Genomic DNA, 14,772 nt, shown 5'->3' on the forward strand with positions numbered 1-14,772 from the left:
TCAGGAGTTCGAGTTGGGTGACGATCCGGATGATGGCGGGGAGTTCGTTGAGGCGTCCTCGGTGGCCGGTGGCGAGTATTTTCCAGTTCTTCAGGTGGGCGATGCAGTGTTCGACCTTGGCGCGGAGACCAGCGATGGTCTTGTTGAATTGTTTCTCCCACTCGGCTCTGGGGTGGTTGGGTTTCTTCTTGACCGGGGTGAGGGCGGTGGTGGCAGTGTAGGCGGTGTCAGCGATCCAGCAGGCCTTCGCTTCGGCGAGGAGGTCACTCCAGCCGCATTCCTGGATCACCCTGGCGTCGTGACGGGCACCAGGGAACGCCTCGGAGACCACCCGCGAGGCATCCCCGGTCGGTGGCTGCGACCTGGATGCCCGGGCACTGGAGCTTCCGTTTCCCGGAGTGGTTCGCAGCCCCTTGCCCGCTTGCTGGGCGGCTCCCGGTCGGGATGTAGGTTCCATCGACCAGCAGGAGGTGTCCCTGCTGGATCGCTTCGGTCAGGCCGCCACTGGTGAACACCAGCACCGTCTCCAGGATCTCGATGTTCCTTCGCCAGATCCGGCAGATTGTGGGCTGGGACACCCCGACTAGGTCAGCGATCACCATCTGGGACATGTTCTGTCTCAGGAGCATCAGACAGATCACGACCTGCCGATAGAGCGGTCTTGTGGCGGGTGAAGTCAAGTCCTCGACCTTGGGCGACGTCCCAGACCCGGGCCACGATCTCCTGGATCACATCCACCGGGAGACCTGTAGTAGAATCGTGACGCATCGACTGCTTCCTCGAGAGATACGGACATTTTCCAATACCCATTCTCTCAGGAAACAGTCGACGCCCCATCAAGGGAGTGCTTTAGACGCGCAAATAGCCCTCGTGAATAACGCCCTTACACGCGATGTCGACCATGATCTTGATGGCGGTTTTGGCTCCAACGCTGTAACCATCGACTCACGAATAAAATCACTGAACACAGCTATTCGCATCCTAGAAGGAGAGTAAATGAGCGAAAAAAACACGATTCATCAACGCTGGATCAAGAGAATGAACCGGGGTGGCGATGACCCCAACTACGCAGATTCATGGGCTTGGGAACAGTGCGGAGGCTGTTGCTTTTGGATACCACTGGCAGGCGTTTTCGGAGCAGATTGGGGAGTCTGCTCAAACCCTGAATCACAATTCGACCGCGTCGCGATGTACGAGCACGACGGGTGCACAGATTTCAAGGAGGACCCAGCAGGCTGGCGCACGCCACAGCGATTCTCGATCACGGAGCAGCAACGGCGATCTTAAGGTTAATTCCGAGAACAACGAACCCGGCCAGGAGCACTTTAACCCCCTCTAGGGCGAATCTTATTGAATCAAGCGCACCGAAATTCAAACCACAGCATAACTTTTCACGCGAAATCATACTAGACGCCTCCAGCAATCGAGAGAGCGGCAAGACATTTAAAATCTTTTCAATTGCCCCTTCGCCCAACATTGCCCCACAGGCCTATAACACAAAACAAGAAGACAAGAGCCACTAAAGGGCATTATTCACGCGACCCGCCTCGAAACTTCTTTGACTAGGCATTTTGTCGGCAGAGGTGTTGTCGTGAACAACCCCCTATGCCATGGCCCGAATCCTGCCTCGGGGGCCAAGCTGCTGGGTCAGGTCGGAGTTCAACTTGATCCGCCCTCGATCACCGTCCACGAGGCCAAGGGCATCGGCGGACACCACCCTCATAACCCAGTGAGAGTCACTGCCCACAGTCACCAGGTCTCGTCACGGACTGCTCGCTGGCGCTCGCGGTCCGGCTCGACCAGCGGGGCGAAGAGACTGGCTCAGCCCGCGATGAACAACGCCCTGAGCCTCCACGGGTTGCATCGATCCCCTGGCCAACCTGTCCACTCGTTTCAACGCTGTCGGGATGCGATGAAGGCCTGACATGGCGGCACCACAGCTGCGGCCCAGGTATCACTGATCCCTCCCGCCGCTGTGACCACAGGGGTCGAGTGGCGCTTCAGGTTGAGCCAGTCCGTAGGATCACTCGACATGAACTTCAGCACGTTCAGGCGTACTGCTGCGATGGTCCGCGCCCTCGAGGAGATGGTGGACCAGCTGTCATCACGGCTGTCCTCGGACTCAGTCGTGACCGTTCGGGACCTCCTTCAACACGGAGAGGAAGGTCTGGGCCTGGAGTTCCTGCTCGAATTCCTGTACGACCAGGAGATCACCCCGTCTCCTGAGGAGAAGCATGAGCTCAACCGACTGGGCCACTTCTTCGAGATCCGGAAACATCAGTTGTGCTTTTGGCCCGACCCTCCTCCCAACCGGGACGACCATGGGGGCAATGATGATCCACCCCGACTCCTCGACGGTGAGCTGGAGCCACTCACCTACACCATCGGGTTCCTCCGAGCTCCCCTCGAGCAGGTGCTGCACGCCTTCCCCCGGTACCGGAGGGGCTTCTTCAACCGACGGGTTCGAACCCTGAGCACCGGTGGGCTCCGGGACCACCTCCTGGCGCTCGAACCCCTGCACGCCTCAGGCGAGGCACCGGTTCTCATCACCGCAACCACCACCCCGGAATGGACCGCGGTTTTCGACGGAGCGGTCGAAGGAACAGGGGTCGTCACAACCGCTGTTGGGCTGGTACGCCGTCTCGATGTCGCAGGCTTCGTCGTCAGATCCATCCCGCCCCGGTCATCGCCACGGGTCAGTCACGGTGAGCGGCACTTCTTCGTGCTCGACCCACAGGCCCCAAGGGGCGTTGCCCGCCGTGTCGCAGTGATCGAGAGCTCCACCCGCTCCTGGGTCTTCGATCACCACGGTGAACCGCAACCCTTCGAGGACACCGCCTGCTACAACCACCCGCACCAGGATGAACGTTTCACCAACGACATGCTTCGAAGCTGTGCAGAGTCCTTCGGAGTTGACCCGTGGAACGACGATTTCTACCGTCCACCGGGGTACGTCATCCCCGCCGACAGCCAAGCCACCCTGGGCAGGACCCTCGTCGAGGTACGTCGTGAGCTGGGCCTTGGTGAGGAACCTGATGCACGTGCCGTCCTCCACGGCCGTCTCGCCAGCCGGTTGCGTTCGATGACCGGGTACTGATCCCGCTCGACGGCCCTTGGACCCGCCCGCCGTCGAGGGCCGCTGAGGGGGCGTCCCCACCGTAGAGGTTTCGGAACAAAAAGTTTCAGGTTTCACTTGAAACCTCTAGTCGTGTTGACTATGCTCGAGACGGCAGGGTGGCTTCCGACTGAGGAGACTCGGCATGTCTGAGATGCAGAACCGGATCCTTGAATACGTCATGGACAACCAGCGGGCCGACGTGGCCGAGCTGGCGGCCATGATGGCCGTGTCCGCCGTCACCATCCGCAAGAACCTCGACCGCCTGGAACGCGACGGCCTGCTCCGCCGCGAGCACGGCTACGCGGTGGCCGCCTCCGAGGACCACATGCTCTCCCGGCTGGCCCAGCACCACGACATCAAGCGCCGCATCGCCCGCCGCGCCGCCGAGAGCGTGGCTGACGGCGAGACCGTCATGATCGAGTCCGGCTCCTCCTGCGCCCTGCTGGCCCGCACCCTGTTCGAGACGGGCCGCGACATCACCGTCATCACCAACTCCGCCTTCATCGCCGACTACACCCGCCGCCAGCCGTCGTCGAGGACGGTGCTGCTCGGCGGCAACTACCAGGCCGACTCGCAGGTCTGCGTCGGTCCCCTCGCCGTCGCCGCCGCGAAGAACTTCTTCGTGGGCAAACTCTTCATCGGGGTCGACGGCTACACCGAGGAGTCCGGGTTCACCGCCAAGAACCTGCAGCGCGCCGAGATGGTCCGCGCGATGGCCGCCCAGGCCGAGCAACTCGTCGTGCTCACCGAGTCGTTGAAGTTCCCCCGTCTCGGGGCGGTCCGGCTCGTCGCCGCCACCGAGGTCCACACCCTCTACACCGACGACCGTCTGCCGACACCCATCCAGACCCACCTCACCGACGCCGGAGTCACGCTGGTCAAGGTGCCGGCCGACACCCCCACCGATCCCAGAACCTGACCCCAACCCTGCAAGGAGTCCTGATGACCGTCACCGAGAACCGCCCGACCACCACGACCCCCCACTTCGGCACCCTCACCCCCCGCATGGCCGCCTGGCGTGAGCAGCTCATGGAGACCACCCCGTCGGTGTGTGCGGAACGGGCCGTGCTCACCACCGAGGCCTACAAGGAGCACCAGCACGAGCCGATGGTGCTGCGTCGCGCCCTCATGGTGGACAAGGTGCTGCGGAACATGAGCATCTACATCGAGCCCGCCACCCTCATCGCAGGGAACCAGGCCTCCGCCAACCGTGCCGCCCCGATCATGCCGGAGTACGCGATGGACTGGGTGATCGCCGAGCTCGACGAGTTCGACAAGCGTCCCGGTGACCGCTTCACCATCACCGAACAGGTCAAGCAGCAGCTGCGCGACATCGCCCCCTACTGGGAGAACAACACCCTGAAGGACCGGGGCCTGGCGCTCATGCCCCCGGCCAGCCGCGTCTTCTACGACCTCGGCCTGATCCACCCCGAGGGCAACATCACCTCCGGCGACGCCCACATCGCCGTCAACTACCAGCGGGTGCTGACCGAGGGCCTGGCGGGATACATCGCCCGTACCAAGGAGCAGCTCGACACCCTCGACCTCGCCGAGCCCGGCGCGCTGAAGAAGTCCTACTTCTACCGCGCCATCATCATCACCCTGGAGGCGGTCATCGCCTTCGCGCACCGCTACGCGGACCTGGCCGACGAGTTGGCCGGCACCGAGGTCGACGACGCACGTCGCGCCGAGCTCACCGGGATGGCCCAGATCCTGCGTCTGGTTCCCGAGCATCCCGCGACCACCTTCCACGAGGCCGTGCAGTCGGTGTGGCTGGTGCAGCTGGCCCTGCAGATCGAGTCCAACGGACACTCCCTGTCCTACGGGCGGTTCGATCAGTACGTCAACCCGTTCTACGAGGCCGACCTGGCCGCCGGACGCATCACCGAGGACCAGGCGGTCGAGCTGCTGACCAACCTGTGGCTGAAGACCATCACGGTGGCGAAGATCCGTGGCTGGTCGCACACCCGCTTCTCCGCCGGCGGTCCGCTCTACCAGAACGTCACCGTCGGTGGCCAGACCGTCGATGGGCAGGATGCGGTCAACCCCACCTCCTGGCTGGTGCTGAAATCCGTCGCACAGACGAAGCTGCCGCAGCCCAACCTCACCGTCCGCTACCACAAGGGCATCTCCGACGAGTTCATGCTGGAGTGCGTCGAGGTGATGCGGCTCGGCTTCGGGATGCCGGCACTCAACAGCGACGAGGTCATCATCCCGTCGCTCATCGAGAAGGGGGTCACCAAGGAGGACGCCTACAACTTCTCCGCCATCGGCTGCGTCGAGGTGGCGGTGCCCGGCAAGTGGGGCTACCGCTGCACCGGGATGAGCTTCCTCAACTTCATGAAGACGCTGCTCATCGCCATGAACGACGGTGTGGACCCGAAGACCGGCACCCGCCTGACCCCGGGCACGAAGCACTTCACGCAGATGGAGAGCTTCGACGAGGTGATGCAGGCCTGGGAGGTCACCGTCAGGGAGCTGCAGCGCCAGTGCGTCATCCTCGACGCCGCCGCCGACACCGCGCTGGAGGAGAACGTCGCGGACATCCTGTGCTCGGCGCTGACCGAGGACTGCATCGGGCGTGGCAAGCCCATCAAGGAGGGCGGTGCGGTCTACGACTTCGTCTCCGGACTGCAGGTCGGCATCGCCAACCTCGGTGACTCGTTGGCCGCCATCAAGAAGTGCGTGTTCGAGGACCGCACCATCACCACGACTGAGCTGTGGGACGCGCTGCAGAACGACTTCTCCGGCGTGCGCGGCAAGGAGATCCAGGCGCTGCTCCACGCCGCCCCGAAGTACGGCAACGACGACGACTACGTCGATTCCCTGCTGGTTGACGCCTACGACATCGCCATCGACGAGATCCTGGCCAGCCGCAACACCCGCTACGGGCGGGGCCCGATCGGCGGCACCTACTACGCGGGCACCTCGTCGATCTCCGCGAACGTCCCCCAGGGTGCCTCCACCGCGGCGACCCCGGACGGCCGCAACGCGGGGGTGCCGTTGGCGGAGGGCTGCTCCCCTGCGCACGGCTCGGACGTGAACGGCCCGACGGCGGTGTTCAAGAGTGTGGGCAAGCTCCCGACGCACGCCATCACGGGCGGGGTGCTGCTGAACCAGAAGGTCAACCCGCAGATGCTGATGAAGGACCAGGACCGTCGCAAGCTGGTGATGCTGCTGCGTACCTTCTTCAACCGTCTGGAGGGATTCCACGTGCAGTACAACGTGGTGAGCCGCGAGACGCTGCTGGACGCGCAGGCGCACCCGGAGCGGTACCGTGACCTCATCGTCCGGGTGGCGGGCTACAGCGCGTTCTTCAACGTGCTGAGCAAGGCCACCCAGGACGACATCATCGCCAGGACCGAGCAGACGCTGTGAGCTGAGGGCCGATGCGGCTCGCCTTCGGGATCGACATCGGCGGGACCGGTATCAAGGCCGCGTGCGTGGACCTTGATGCCGGTCACCTCGTCGGGCCCCGCCACGTGATCGGCACCCCGGCCGGGGCCAGGCCCTCAGACGTGGCGGCCGCCGTCGCGCAGGTGATCGGCGACTGCGGGTGCTGCCGGGCCAACCGGATCGGGGTGACGGTGCCTGCGGTCGTGGATGCCGCGGGCAGGGTGCGCACGGCCGCGAACATCGACCCGTCGTGGATCGGTGTGGACGTGGTGTCCCTGCTGTCGGAGGCGACCGGACGCGCCGTCGTCGTGCTCAACGACGCCGACGCGGTGGGGCTGGTCGAGGCACGGATCGGGGCGGCGGCCGGTCAGCCCGGCGTGGTGGTCGTCGTGACACTGGGGACCGGGATCGGCACGGCGGTGCTCATCGACGGCGTGCTGATGCCGAACACGGAGCTGGGACACCTGGTGGTGGAGGGCCACAACGCCTGCTTCTGGGCGTGTTCGGTGGCCCGGGAACGTGAGCAGCTGACCTGGGAGGCCTGGTCGGCCAGGTTGCAGGCCTACCTCAGGTACCTGGAGGACCTGCTGTGGCCTGGGCTGATCGTCATCGGCGGGGGTGTCTCGGCGGCCTCGAAACGATTCTTCCCGCTGCTCTCGACCCGCACCCCGCTGGTCGCGGCGTCGCGGTTCAACGACGGCGGGATCGTCGGTGCGGCCCTGGCGGCGGCCGACGCCCTCACCGAGGTGGCCCCGTGTCCGGTGCGGATCAGTTGCCGACAGGATCTCGCAGCGGAGCTGATCGTGAACGGCAATGGTCAGGGGATGCCGTGCACCTGAGAGGATGAGGTATGACCATTCCTCCCGATCCGGGCTCCGGGCGGCCCGACTTCCAGCCCGCGACGCCGCCCCAGGCCTCTGCGCCCCCACCGTTCGTCGGGGCCCAGCCGATCCCTCCCGTTGGTCCACAGCCGCCCTGGCCGCAGCCCGGGATGTATCCGGGGACGATTCCCACAGGGTTCGTCGCCGCCCCGGAGCGTCCGGGCAGTGCGACGGCTGCGTCGGTGCTCGGGATCATCGGTGGGAGCCTCGGGCTGCCGTTCGGGCTCCTGATGCTGTTCGGCAGCAGTGCTGCGTTCACCGGCTCGGGCCGCATCGAGGCCGAAGCAGGTGTGGCCGTGATGCTCTACAGCCTCATCACCCTGGCCGCGGCCATCATGCTGCTGGTCACCGGGATCACGTACCTCAAGGGGCGAGGACATGTCGTGTTGACCATCGGCGCGGCCCTGCAGCTGCTGCTGGTGCTGTTCATGATCGTCGCATTGCTCTACTCCGGCCCGACGCCCCCTCCGCTGGTGCTCATGATGCTGATCGGGATGGGTCTGGCCATCTCGACGCTGATCACGACGCACACGTCCTCGGCGCGGGTGTGGCGGCGGAACATGAGGACGCAGGGTGCACACGGTGTGGTGCTGTGACCACGCCGTCGCCCGGTCATGCCCTGGTGCAGGAACCGCCAAACCGCCTCAGGCGCCCTGGACGACCCCGGGGCTGTACCGGTCCTCACCCATCCCCCTGCTGAGAGGTCCAGGCCCAGATTCTGGCCGAATGGAAGGTGTCCCAGGGGTGGGCTCAGGCCCGGTTTCGCGGTAGGATCGTCAAGGATTGATCGCCGTCGGGGTCCCGACGGCTGTTTCATGGGACGGGAGTGCCGCGTGGCAGACGAGCAGACGAACGAGCTGGACCCCATCACCGGGGAGGCTCAGGGGGGCAACACTCACACCGACGCGGCCTACGACGCCGAGCAGATCTCGGTGCTCGAGGGGTTGGAGGCGGTCCGCAAACGCCCCGGCATGTACATCGGTTCCACCGGGGAGCGGGGCCTGCACCACCTGGTCTACGAGATCGTGGACAACGCCGTCGACGAGGCACTGGCCGGACACTGCGACCAGATCGACGTCGCGCTGCTCGACGGCGGGGGCGTGCGGGTCGCCGACAACGGGCGAGGCATCCCCGTCAAGGAACACCCGGTGGAGAAGATCCCCACCGTCACCCTCGTGCTGACCGTCCTCCACGCCGGCGGCAAGTTCGGCGACGGCGGCTACAAGGTCTCCGGTGGTCTCCACGGTGTCGGCTCATCCGTGGTCAACGCGCTGTCGCGGGAGTTCACCGTCGAGGTCTCCCGCGACGGCCGACGTCATGCCCAGACCTTCGACCTCGGCGTGCCCCGTTACGACCTCAAGACGCTGGAGGAGACGGAGGACCGCGGCACCACCATCACCTTCTACCCCAGCGAGGACATCTTCGAGACGACGACCTTCAACTACGAGACGCTGGCCACGCGTTTCCGCGAGATGGCGTTCCTCAACAAGGGGCTGCGGATCACGCTCACGGATCTGCGCACCGTCGACCGTGAGGGTGAGGACGCCGACGAGGAGCAGCGTTTCGACTCGTTCCGCTACGACAACGGCCTGATCGACTACGTGAGGTTCCTGTCGCAGTCCCGGGAGCCCATCCACCCCAGTGTCATCGACGTCGAGAACCACGACGACGCCCAGGGCATGAGCCTGGAGATCGCGATGCAGTGGAACAACTCCTACACCACCTCCGTCCACACCTTCGCCAACACCATCAACACCCACGAGGGCGGCACCCACGAGGAGGGGTTCCGTGCGGCCCTGACCAACACCGTCAACCGCTGGGGTGAGACCTGGGGCCTGGTGAAGAAGAAGGAGGACCGGGTCTCCGGCGACGACATCCGTGAGGGTCTCACCGCGATCCTGTCCATCAAGATCGCCGAACCGCAGTTCGAGGGCCAGACCAAGACCAAGCTCGGCAACACCGAGGCGAAGTCGTTCGTGCAGAAGGCCCTCAACGACAAGCTCGGGGACTGGTTCGAGCGCAACCCCAACGAGGGCAAGGACATCATCCGCAAGTCGCAGGCGGCGGCCCAGGCCCGGATCGCGGCCCGCAAGGCCCGTGACATGGCCCGCAACCGCAAGGGGCTGCTGGGCGGTGGTGGGCTTCCCGGCAAGCTGGTGGACTGCCAGTCCCGCAACCCCGCGGACTGTGAGGTGTTCATCGTCGAGGGTGACTCCGCCGGTGGTTCCGCGCGCGGCGGCCGTGACCCGAAGACCCAGGCCATCCTCCCGATCCGGGGCAAGATCCTCAACGTGGAGAAGGCCCGGCTGGACAAGATCCTGGCCAACAAGGAGGTCGAGGCCATCATCAACGCGCTCGGCACCGGCATCCAGGAGGACTTCGACCTGGACAAGCTGCGCTACCACAAGATCGTGCTCATGGCCGACGCCGACGTCGACGGCGCGCACATCCGCACCCTGCTGCTGACGCTGCTGTTCCGGTTCATGCGTCCGCTCATCGAGGCCGGGCACGTGTACCTGGCGCAGCCGCCGCTGTTCCGGCTGCGGTGGACCAACGCCCCGCACGAGCTGGCCTACACCGACGCGGAACGCGACGCGATGCGCGACGCGGGTCTCGCGGAGGGCAAGAAGCTGCCGAACGTCAACCCGATCCAGCGGTACAAGGGGCTGGGTGAGATGAACGCCGACGACCTGTGGGAGACCACGATGGACCCGGCGAAACGGATCCTGCTCCAGGTCAACCTGGAGGACGCGGCGATCGCGGATCAGATGTTCTCGATCCTCATGGGCGAGGACGTCGAGCAGCGTCGCCACTTCATCCAGCACAACGCCCGCGACGTCCGTTTCCTGGACATCTGACCCCGCCCCCGAGCAGTTAGGAACCACCGTGTCCGAAGACATCACCCCGGAGGTCGACGAGCAGGTCGAGGCGGACTCCCAGGGACTCACGACGATGGAGGGCAGCACCCAGAGCGTCGACCTCCACACCGAGATCCAGAAGTCGTACCTCGACTACGCGATGTCCGTGATCGTCGGCCGGGCCCTGCCGGACGTCCGCGACGGGTTGAAGCCGGTCCACCGTCGGGTCCTGTACGCGATGTGGGACGGCGGGTACCGTCACGACCGCGGCTGGAACAAGTGCTCCCGGGTCGTCGGTGAGGTGATGGGTCTGTACCACCCGCACGGCGACGGTGCCATCTACGACACCCTGGTGCGGCTGGCGCAGCCATGGGCGATGCGTCTGCCGTTGGTCTCGGGCCAGGGCAACTTCGGCAGCCAGGGCAACGACAAGGCCGCCGCGATGCGCTACACCGAGTGCAAGCTGGCGCCGTTGGCCACGGAGATGGTCCGCGAGATCGAGCAGGACACCGTCGACTTCAAGCCGAACTACGACAACCGGGAGACCGAGCCGGTGGTGCTCCCGGCCCGGTTCCCGAACCTGCTGATCAACGGCTCCACCGGCATCGCCGTCGGCATGGCCACCAACATCCCCACCCACAACCTGCGTGAGGTCAACGACGCGGTGCAGTGGGCGCTGGCCCACCCCGACGCGACGAAGGAGGAGCTGCTGGAGGCCGCGATGCAGCGGATCCAGGGGCCGGACTTCCCGGGCGGTGGCCTCATCGTCGGTCGTCAGGGCATCGAGGACGCCTACCGCACCGGTCGTGGTTCGGTGGTGATGCGGGCGGTGATGGACCTGGAGGAGGACTCCTCGGGGCGGCAGCTCATCGCCATCACGCAGCTGCCCTACATGTGCAACCCGGACAACCTGGCGACGAAGATCGCGGAGCTGGTCAACTCGGGTCGCCTCACCGGCATCGCCGACATCCGCGACGACACCTCGGCGCGCACCGGGCTGCGCCTGGTGATCGTGCTGAAGCGTGACGCCCAGCCGCGCGTGGTGATGAACAACCTGTACAAGCACACCGCGCTGCAGGACACCTTCGGCTGCAACATGCTGGCGCTGGTCGACGACGTGCCGCGCACGCTGCGTCTGGACCAGTTCATCTCGCTGTGGATCAAGCACCAGATGGAGGTGATCCGTCGCCGGACCGCGTTCCAGCTGGCGGATGCGGAGAAGCGGGCCCACCTGGACCGGGGGCTGGTCAAGGCGCTCAACATGCTGGACGAGGTGATCGCGCTGATCCGGGCCTCGCGCACGGCCGAGGAGGCCTCGCTCGGGCTGCAGGAGCTGCTGGGCATCGATGAGCTGCAGGCCCGCTTCATCCTGGACCAGCAGCTGCGGCGGCTGGCGTCGATGGAGATCCAGAAGATCATCGACCGTCTGGCGGAGATCGAGCGCCTGATCGCGGACCTGAAGGACATCCTGGCCTCCGAGGAGCGCCAGCGTGGGATCGTCGGGTCGGAACTGCAGGAGATCACCGACAAGTACGGCGACGAGCGGCGCACCCGCATCGTCGCGGCGGACGGGGACTTCTCGGAGGAGGACTTCATCGCCGACGAGGACGTGGTGGTGACCATCACGCACGGCGGCTACGCCAAGCGCACCCGGGCCGACCAGTACCGGGTGCAGAAGCGCGGTGGCAAGGGGGTCCGTGGCGCGACGCTCAGGGCCGACGACGAGGTGGCGCACCTGTTCAAGGCCACCAACCACGAGTGGCTGCTGTTCTTCACCAACCTGGGGCGGGTGTACCGGGCGAAGATCTGGCAGCTGCCGGAGGCTGGCCGGGACGCGAAGGGTGGGCACGTCGCGGGTCTGCTGTCGTTCCTGCCGGATGAGCACATCGCGCAGGTGATGACGCTGCGCAGCTACGACGACGCCCCGTACCTGGTGTTGGCCACCCGCAGGGGTTTCGTGAAGAAGACCGCCCTGTCGGCCTACGACTCGCCGCGTCAGGCAGGGGTGATCGCGATCAACTTCCGTGAGGAGGGCGATGAGCTGATCGGGGCCGCGCTGTGCTCGTCGGACGACGACGTGCTGCTGATCTCCAGGAAGGGTCAGGCCATCCGGTTCCAGGCTTCCGACGACCAGCTGCGCCCGATGGGGCGTGCCACCTCCGGTGTGACGGGGATGCGGTTCAGGGGTGACGACGAGTTGCTCAGCATGGCGATCCTCGGTGGGGATGCCGATCTGGCGGGGCAGTTCGTGTTCACCGTCACCGATGGTGGGTTCGCCAAGCGCACCGCCGTCGAGCAGTACCGTCAGCAGGGCCGTGGCGGGTTGGGCATCAAGGCGATGCGGCTGACCGACGACCGTGGCTCGCTGGTGGGTGGGCTCATCGTCGCGGAGGGCGACGAGGTGATCTCGATCAAGACCTCCGGCCAGGTGGCGCGGTCCGCCGTCGTGGACGTCCCCGTGAAGGGGAGGGACACGATGGGGGTGAAGTTCGTGGGTGTTCGGGGCGAGGATTCGGTCGCGGCGATCGCGTTGTACCCGGATGCCGGGGATTCCTCGGACGAGGTTGCGGATTCCCCTGTGGAAGCGGGTACGGTGGCTGGGACAGCGAACGACGAGGCCGGTTCGGCCGAGGAGGTGACCGGGGATGAGTGACAAGGACCCCCAATGGCCTGGGCCGGACGGAAAGCCTGGCGTGAGTTTCGCCCCCAAGGGGTCGCGCAAGCAGCGCAACCAGGCCAGGACGCAGCAGCAGAAGCAGGCGGCGGCCCCGGCCAAGGCTGAGGCGGCTGCGACGACGAACCTGAAGCAGGCCCCGGCGACCACGAAGCTGCCTGCTGCGAAGCAGGACAAGGGCAAGCAGGGACCACCCCAGAAGGGCGGGCCCCAGCAGGGTCAGCAAGGCCAGCAGGGTCAGAAACCGCAGCAGAAGCCGCAGGGCAAGCCGCAGCAACAGCAGGTCGCCCCGCAGTCGCCGTCGAGTGCGGCGCAGCAGGTCAAGACTGAGCCCGCTGCGGCACCCGCCCCTGCTGGTGCGGGTGCGCAGAGCGCCGCGTCGATGTGGGCGTCCTCGGCCCCGACGGCTGCTCCGCTGGCGCCGCTGCCGGCCCCGGATGGCTCCGGCTCGTCGTCGGTGCAGAAGCCGGTCAAGGACGGGGCGGGCTCCAAGGACGGGAAGTCGACGGAGACCACGAAGGGTGGGGGTCGCAAGACCCGGAAGGCGCGGCTCAGGTTGTCGCGGATCGACCCGTGGTCGGTGATGAAGACGGCGTTCCTGTTCTCCATCGCGTTCGGGATCATCCTGGTGGTGATCACGGCGGTGCTGTGGCAGGTGATCGAGAGCTCGGGTGCGTTGGACTCGGTGAACTCGACGATGAACCAGTTGATCGGTGACGCCAACACCAAGTTCTCGATCCAGGACTACATCAACTCGGGACGTGTGGTGGGTCTGGTGACGTTGCTGGCGGCGGTGGACGTGGTGATCCTGACGGCCGTGGCGACGCTGTTCGCCTTCCTGTACAACCTGGCGGCGACGGTGCTCGGTGGGCTGGAGATCACCCTGGCCGAGGACTGAGAGGTCTGATCGACGACGATGGCCGTGAACCACCCGGTGGTTCACGGCCATCGTCGTCGATCAGACCCCGCCGCACCTTCACCGACCATCTCGGCCCGAGGTCTCGTCGGGGCTGGTGGCGTTGCTGTGTGTCTTCGGCACCCGGTGTCGGGAGGGCGTGAAAAGGAAGAACCCCGGCGAGGTGCCGGGGTGGGTGTGGGCCTAGCTGGACTTGAACCAGCGACCTCATCCTTATCAGGGATGCGCTCTAACCGCCTGAGCTATAGGCCCGTGGTGCAACGAGCCGCAACTCTAGCGCACAGGTCGCGACGGCTTCAACTCAGGGTGAGCGCGGTTGGACGCAGTCGGCCGGGATCGCCCCGGTGGGCTCCGTCGACCTCCTGACTCCTCAGCGGGTTCGACCCGGTCCGTGACGTCCGCTGTCCCAGGACCAGCATGACGGATGCGCGTGCCGGGTCCGACCCTCGAGACAGCGCCCACCACTTCCCCGAGGGCGTCCCCCGGCCTCCTGCTCTCCGCCACGTCGATGGCCGTCCCCTGACCACGAATCATCGACGAAGAACGACAGCCTGTCATGTGGTGGCGTCGAGGTGTTCCTCGCCAGTGGGTCGTGCCAGGTGGGGAGTGTCGTCACCACGACGCTCCTCGGGTGTCGTGCACGGTGGCACGCCGTGGTGCCGGTGACCATGTCGTTCACCCCCGTGGAACGGGGCTGGACGACGGGACGGAACCCCCGATTTGCATCCGTGCCGAAGGGTGTGTAATGTTCTCTCTCGCCCCACGGAGCTGGAAACAGCCGCCGGGGGACAGGAAAACTGAACCGAGATCACCTCGATTTGACAAGCGAGATGAACCTGGTAAAGTTGTTTGAGTCGCCTTCCTGTTGTGGGTTGGTGTCCGAAGCTTGAGAACTCAACAGCGTGCTTTAAGTCAATGCCAATTTTTTG

The 14,772-nt window shown here is 65.7% G+C and carries 10 protein-coding genes, 1 tRNA gene and 1 pseudogene; 9 read left to right on the forward strand and 3 right to left on the reverse strand.

Going from position 1 to position 14,772, the window contains the following annotated elements; all coding sequences use genetic code 11:
* Together EII34_RS16645 and EII34_RS16650 are read right to left on the reverse strand one after the other, a co-directional pair.
* The coding region (locus EII34_RS16645; RefSeq protein WP_311767294.1) for a transposase family protein at positions 1-289 on the reverse strand (289 nt) is incomplete at its 3' end.
* The gene (locus EII34_RS16650) at positions 264-629 is read right to left on the reverse strand and encodes a transposase family protein (protein WP_260425196.1); all 366 of its coding nucleotides are present in this window, start codon (positions 627-629) and stop codon (positions 264-266) included. The genes EII34_RS16645 and EII34_RS16650, both read right to left, overlap by 26 nt.
* Before the next feature lie 367 nt (positions 630-996).
* On the opposite strand from EII34_RS16650, the gene EII34_RS16855 reads away from it, so the two are divergent.
* The 9 genes and pseudogenes from EII34_RS16855 to EII34_RS15455 all read left to right on the forward strand — a co-directional run bounded on the left by EII34_RS16855 (position 997) and on the right by EII34_RS15455 (position 13,825).
* On the forward strand, positions 997-1,287 hold the full coding sequence (locus EII34_RS16855) for a DUF3027 domain-containing protein (RefSeq protein WP_124846059.1): 291 nt from the start codon (positions 997-999) through the stop codon (positions 1,285-1,287).
* Positions 1,288-2,032: 745 nt separating this feature from the next.
* Positions 2,033-3,097, forward strand: coding sequence for a MafI family immunity protein (locus tag EII34_RS15420; protein ID WP_124846060.1), 1,065 nt, complete (start codon positions 2,033-2,035; stop codon positions 3,095-3,097).
* 163 nt (positions 3,098-3,260) lie between these two features.
* On the forward strand, positions 3,261-4,037 hold the full coding sequence (locus EII34_RS15425; protein ID WP_124846061.1) for a DeoR/GlpR family DNA-binding transcription regulator: 777 nt from the start codon (positions 3,261-3,263) through the stop codon (positions 4,035-4,037).
* 23 nt (positions 4,038-4,060) lie between these two features.
* Positions 4,061-6,496, forward strand: a complete 2,436-nt coding sequence (locus tag EII34_RS15430) for a glycyl radical protein (protein ID WP_124846062.1) — start codon at positions 4,061-4,063, stop codon at positions 6,494-6,496.
* Between the two features lie 11 nt (positions 6,497-6,507).
* The gene (gene ppgK / locus EII34_RS15435; protein WP_124846063.1) at positions 6,508-7,353 is read left to right on the forward strand and encodes a polyphosphate--glucose phosphotransferase; all 846 of its coding nucleotides are present in this window, start codon (positions 6,508-6,510) and stop codon (positions 7,351-7,353) included.
* 11 nt (positions 7,354-7,364) lie between these two features.
* The gene (locus EII34_RS15440; protein WP_124846064.1) at positions 7,365-7,991 is read left to right on the forward strand and encodes a hypothetical protein; all 627 of its coding nucleotides are present in this window, start codon (positions 7,365-7,367) and stop codon (positions 7,989-7,991) included.
* Between the two features lie 297 nt (positions 7,992-8,288).
* Positions 8,289-10,253, forward strand: a pseudogene (gene gyrB, locus EII34_RS15445) (DNA topoisomerase (ATP-hydrolyzing) subunit B); the annotation flags it as partial.
* 94 nt (positions 10,254-10,347) lie between these two features.
* Complete coding sequence (gyrA, locus tag EII34_RS15450; protein WP_395858099.1) at positions 10,348-12,906, forward strand: DNA gyrase subunit A; 2,559 nt, start codon at positions 10,348-10,350, stop codon at positions 12,904-12,906.
* Positions 12,907-12,946: 40 nt separating this feature from the next.
* Complete coding sequence (locus tag EII34_RS15455) at positions 12,947-13,825, forward strand: DUF3566 domain-containing protein (protein WP_185711390.1); 879 nt, start codon at positions 12,947-12,949, stop codon at positions 13,823-13,825.
* 196 nt (positions 13,826-14,021) lie between these two features.
* On the opposite strand, the gene EII34_RS15460 is transcribed toward EII34_RS15455, so the two are convergent.
* A tRNA-Ile gene (locus EII34_RS15460) sits at positions 14,022-14,095 on the reverse strand.
* Positions 14,096-14,772: the final 677 nt, after the last annotated feature.

The sequence above is a fragment of the Arachnia propionica genome, from assembly GCF_003859805.1.
Taxonomy (GTDB): Bacteria; Actinomycetota; Actinomycetes; order Propionibacteriales; family Propionibacteriaceae; genus Arachnia; species Arachnia propionica_C.

Excerpts from the sequence above, each read along its gene's own strand:
- EII34_RS16650 (WP_260425196.1), bottom strand. The coding sequence starts at position 629 with ATGCTCCTGAGACAGAACATGTCCCAGATGGTGATCGCTGACCTAGTC.
- EII34_RS15430 (WP_124846062.1), top strand. The coding sequence starts at position 4,061 with ATGACCGTCACCGAGAACCGCCCGACCACCACGACCCCCCACTTCGGC.
- ppgK (WP_124846063.1), top strand. The coding sequence starts at position 6,508 with ATGCGGCTCGCCTTCGGGATCGACATCGGCGGGACCGGTATCAAGGCC.
- EII34_RS16855 (WP_124846059.1), top strand. The coding sequence starts at position 997 with ATGAGCGAAAAAAACACGATTCATCAACGCTGGATCAAGAGAATGAAC.
- EII34_RS15420 (WP_124846060.1), top strand. The coding sequence starts at position 2,033 with ATGAACTTCAGCACGTTCAGGCGTACTGCTGCGATGGTCCGCGCCCTC.
- EII34_RS15425 (WP_124846061.1), top strand. The coding sequence starts at position 3,261 with ATGTCTGAGATGCAGAACCGGATCCTTGAATACGTCATGGACAACCAG.
- gyrA (WP_395858099.1), top strand. The coding sequence starts at position 10,348 with ATGGAGGGCAGCACCCAGAGCGTCGACCTCCACACCGAGATCCAGAAG.
- EII34_RS15440 (WP_124846064.1), top strand. The coding sequence starts at position 7,365 with ATGACCATTCCTCCCGATCCGGGCTCCGGGCGGCCCGACTTCCAGCCC.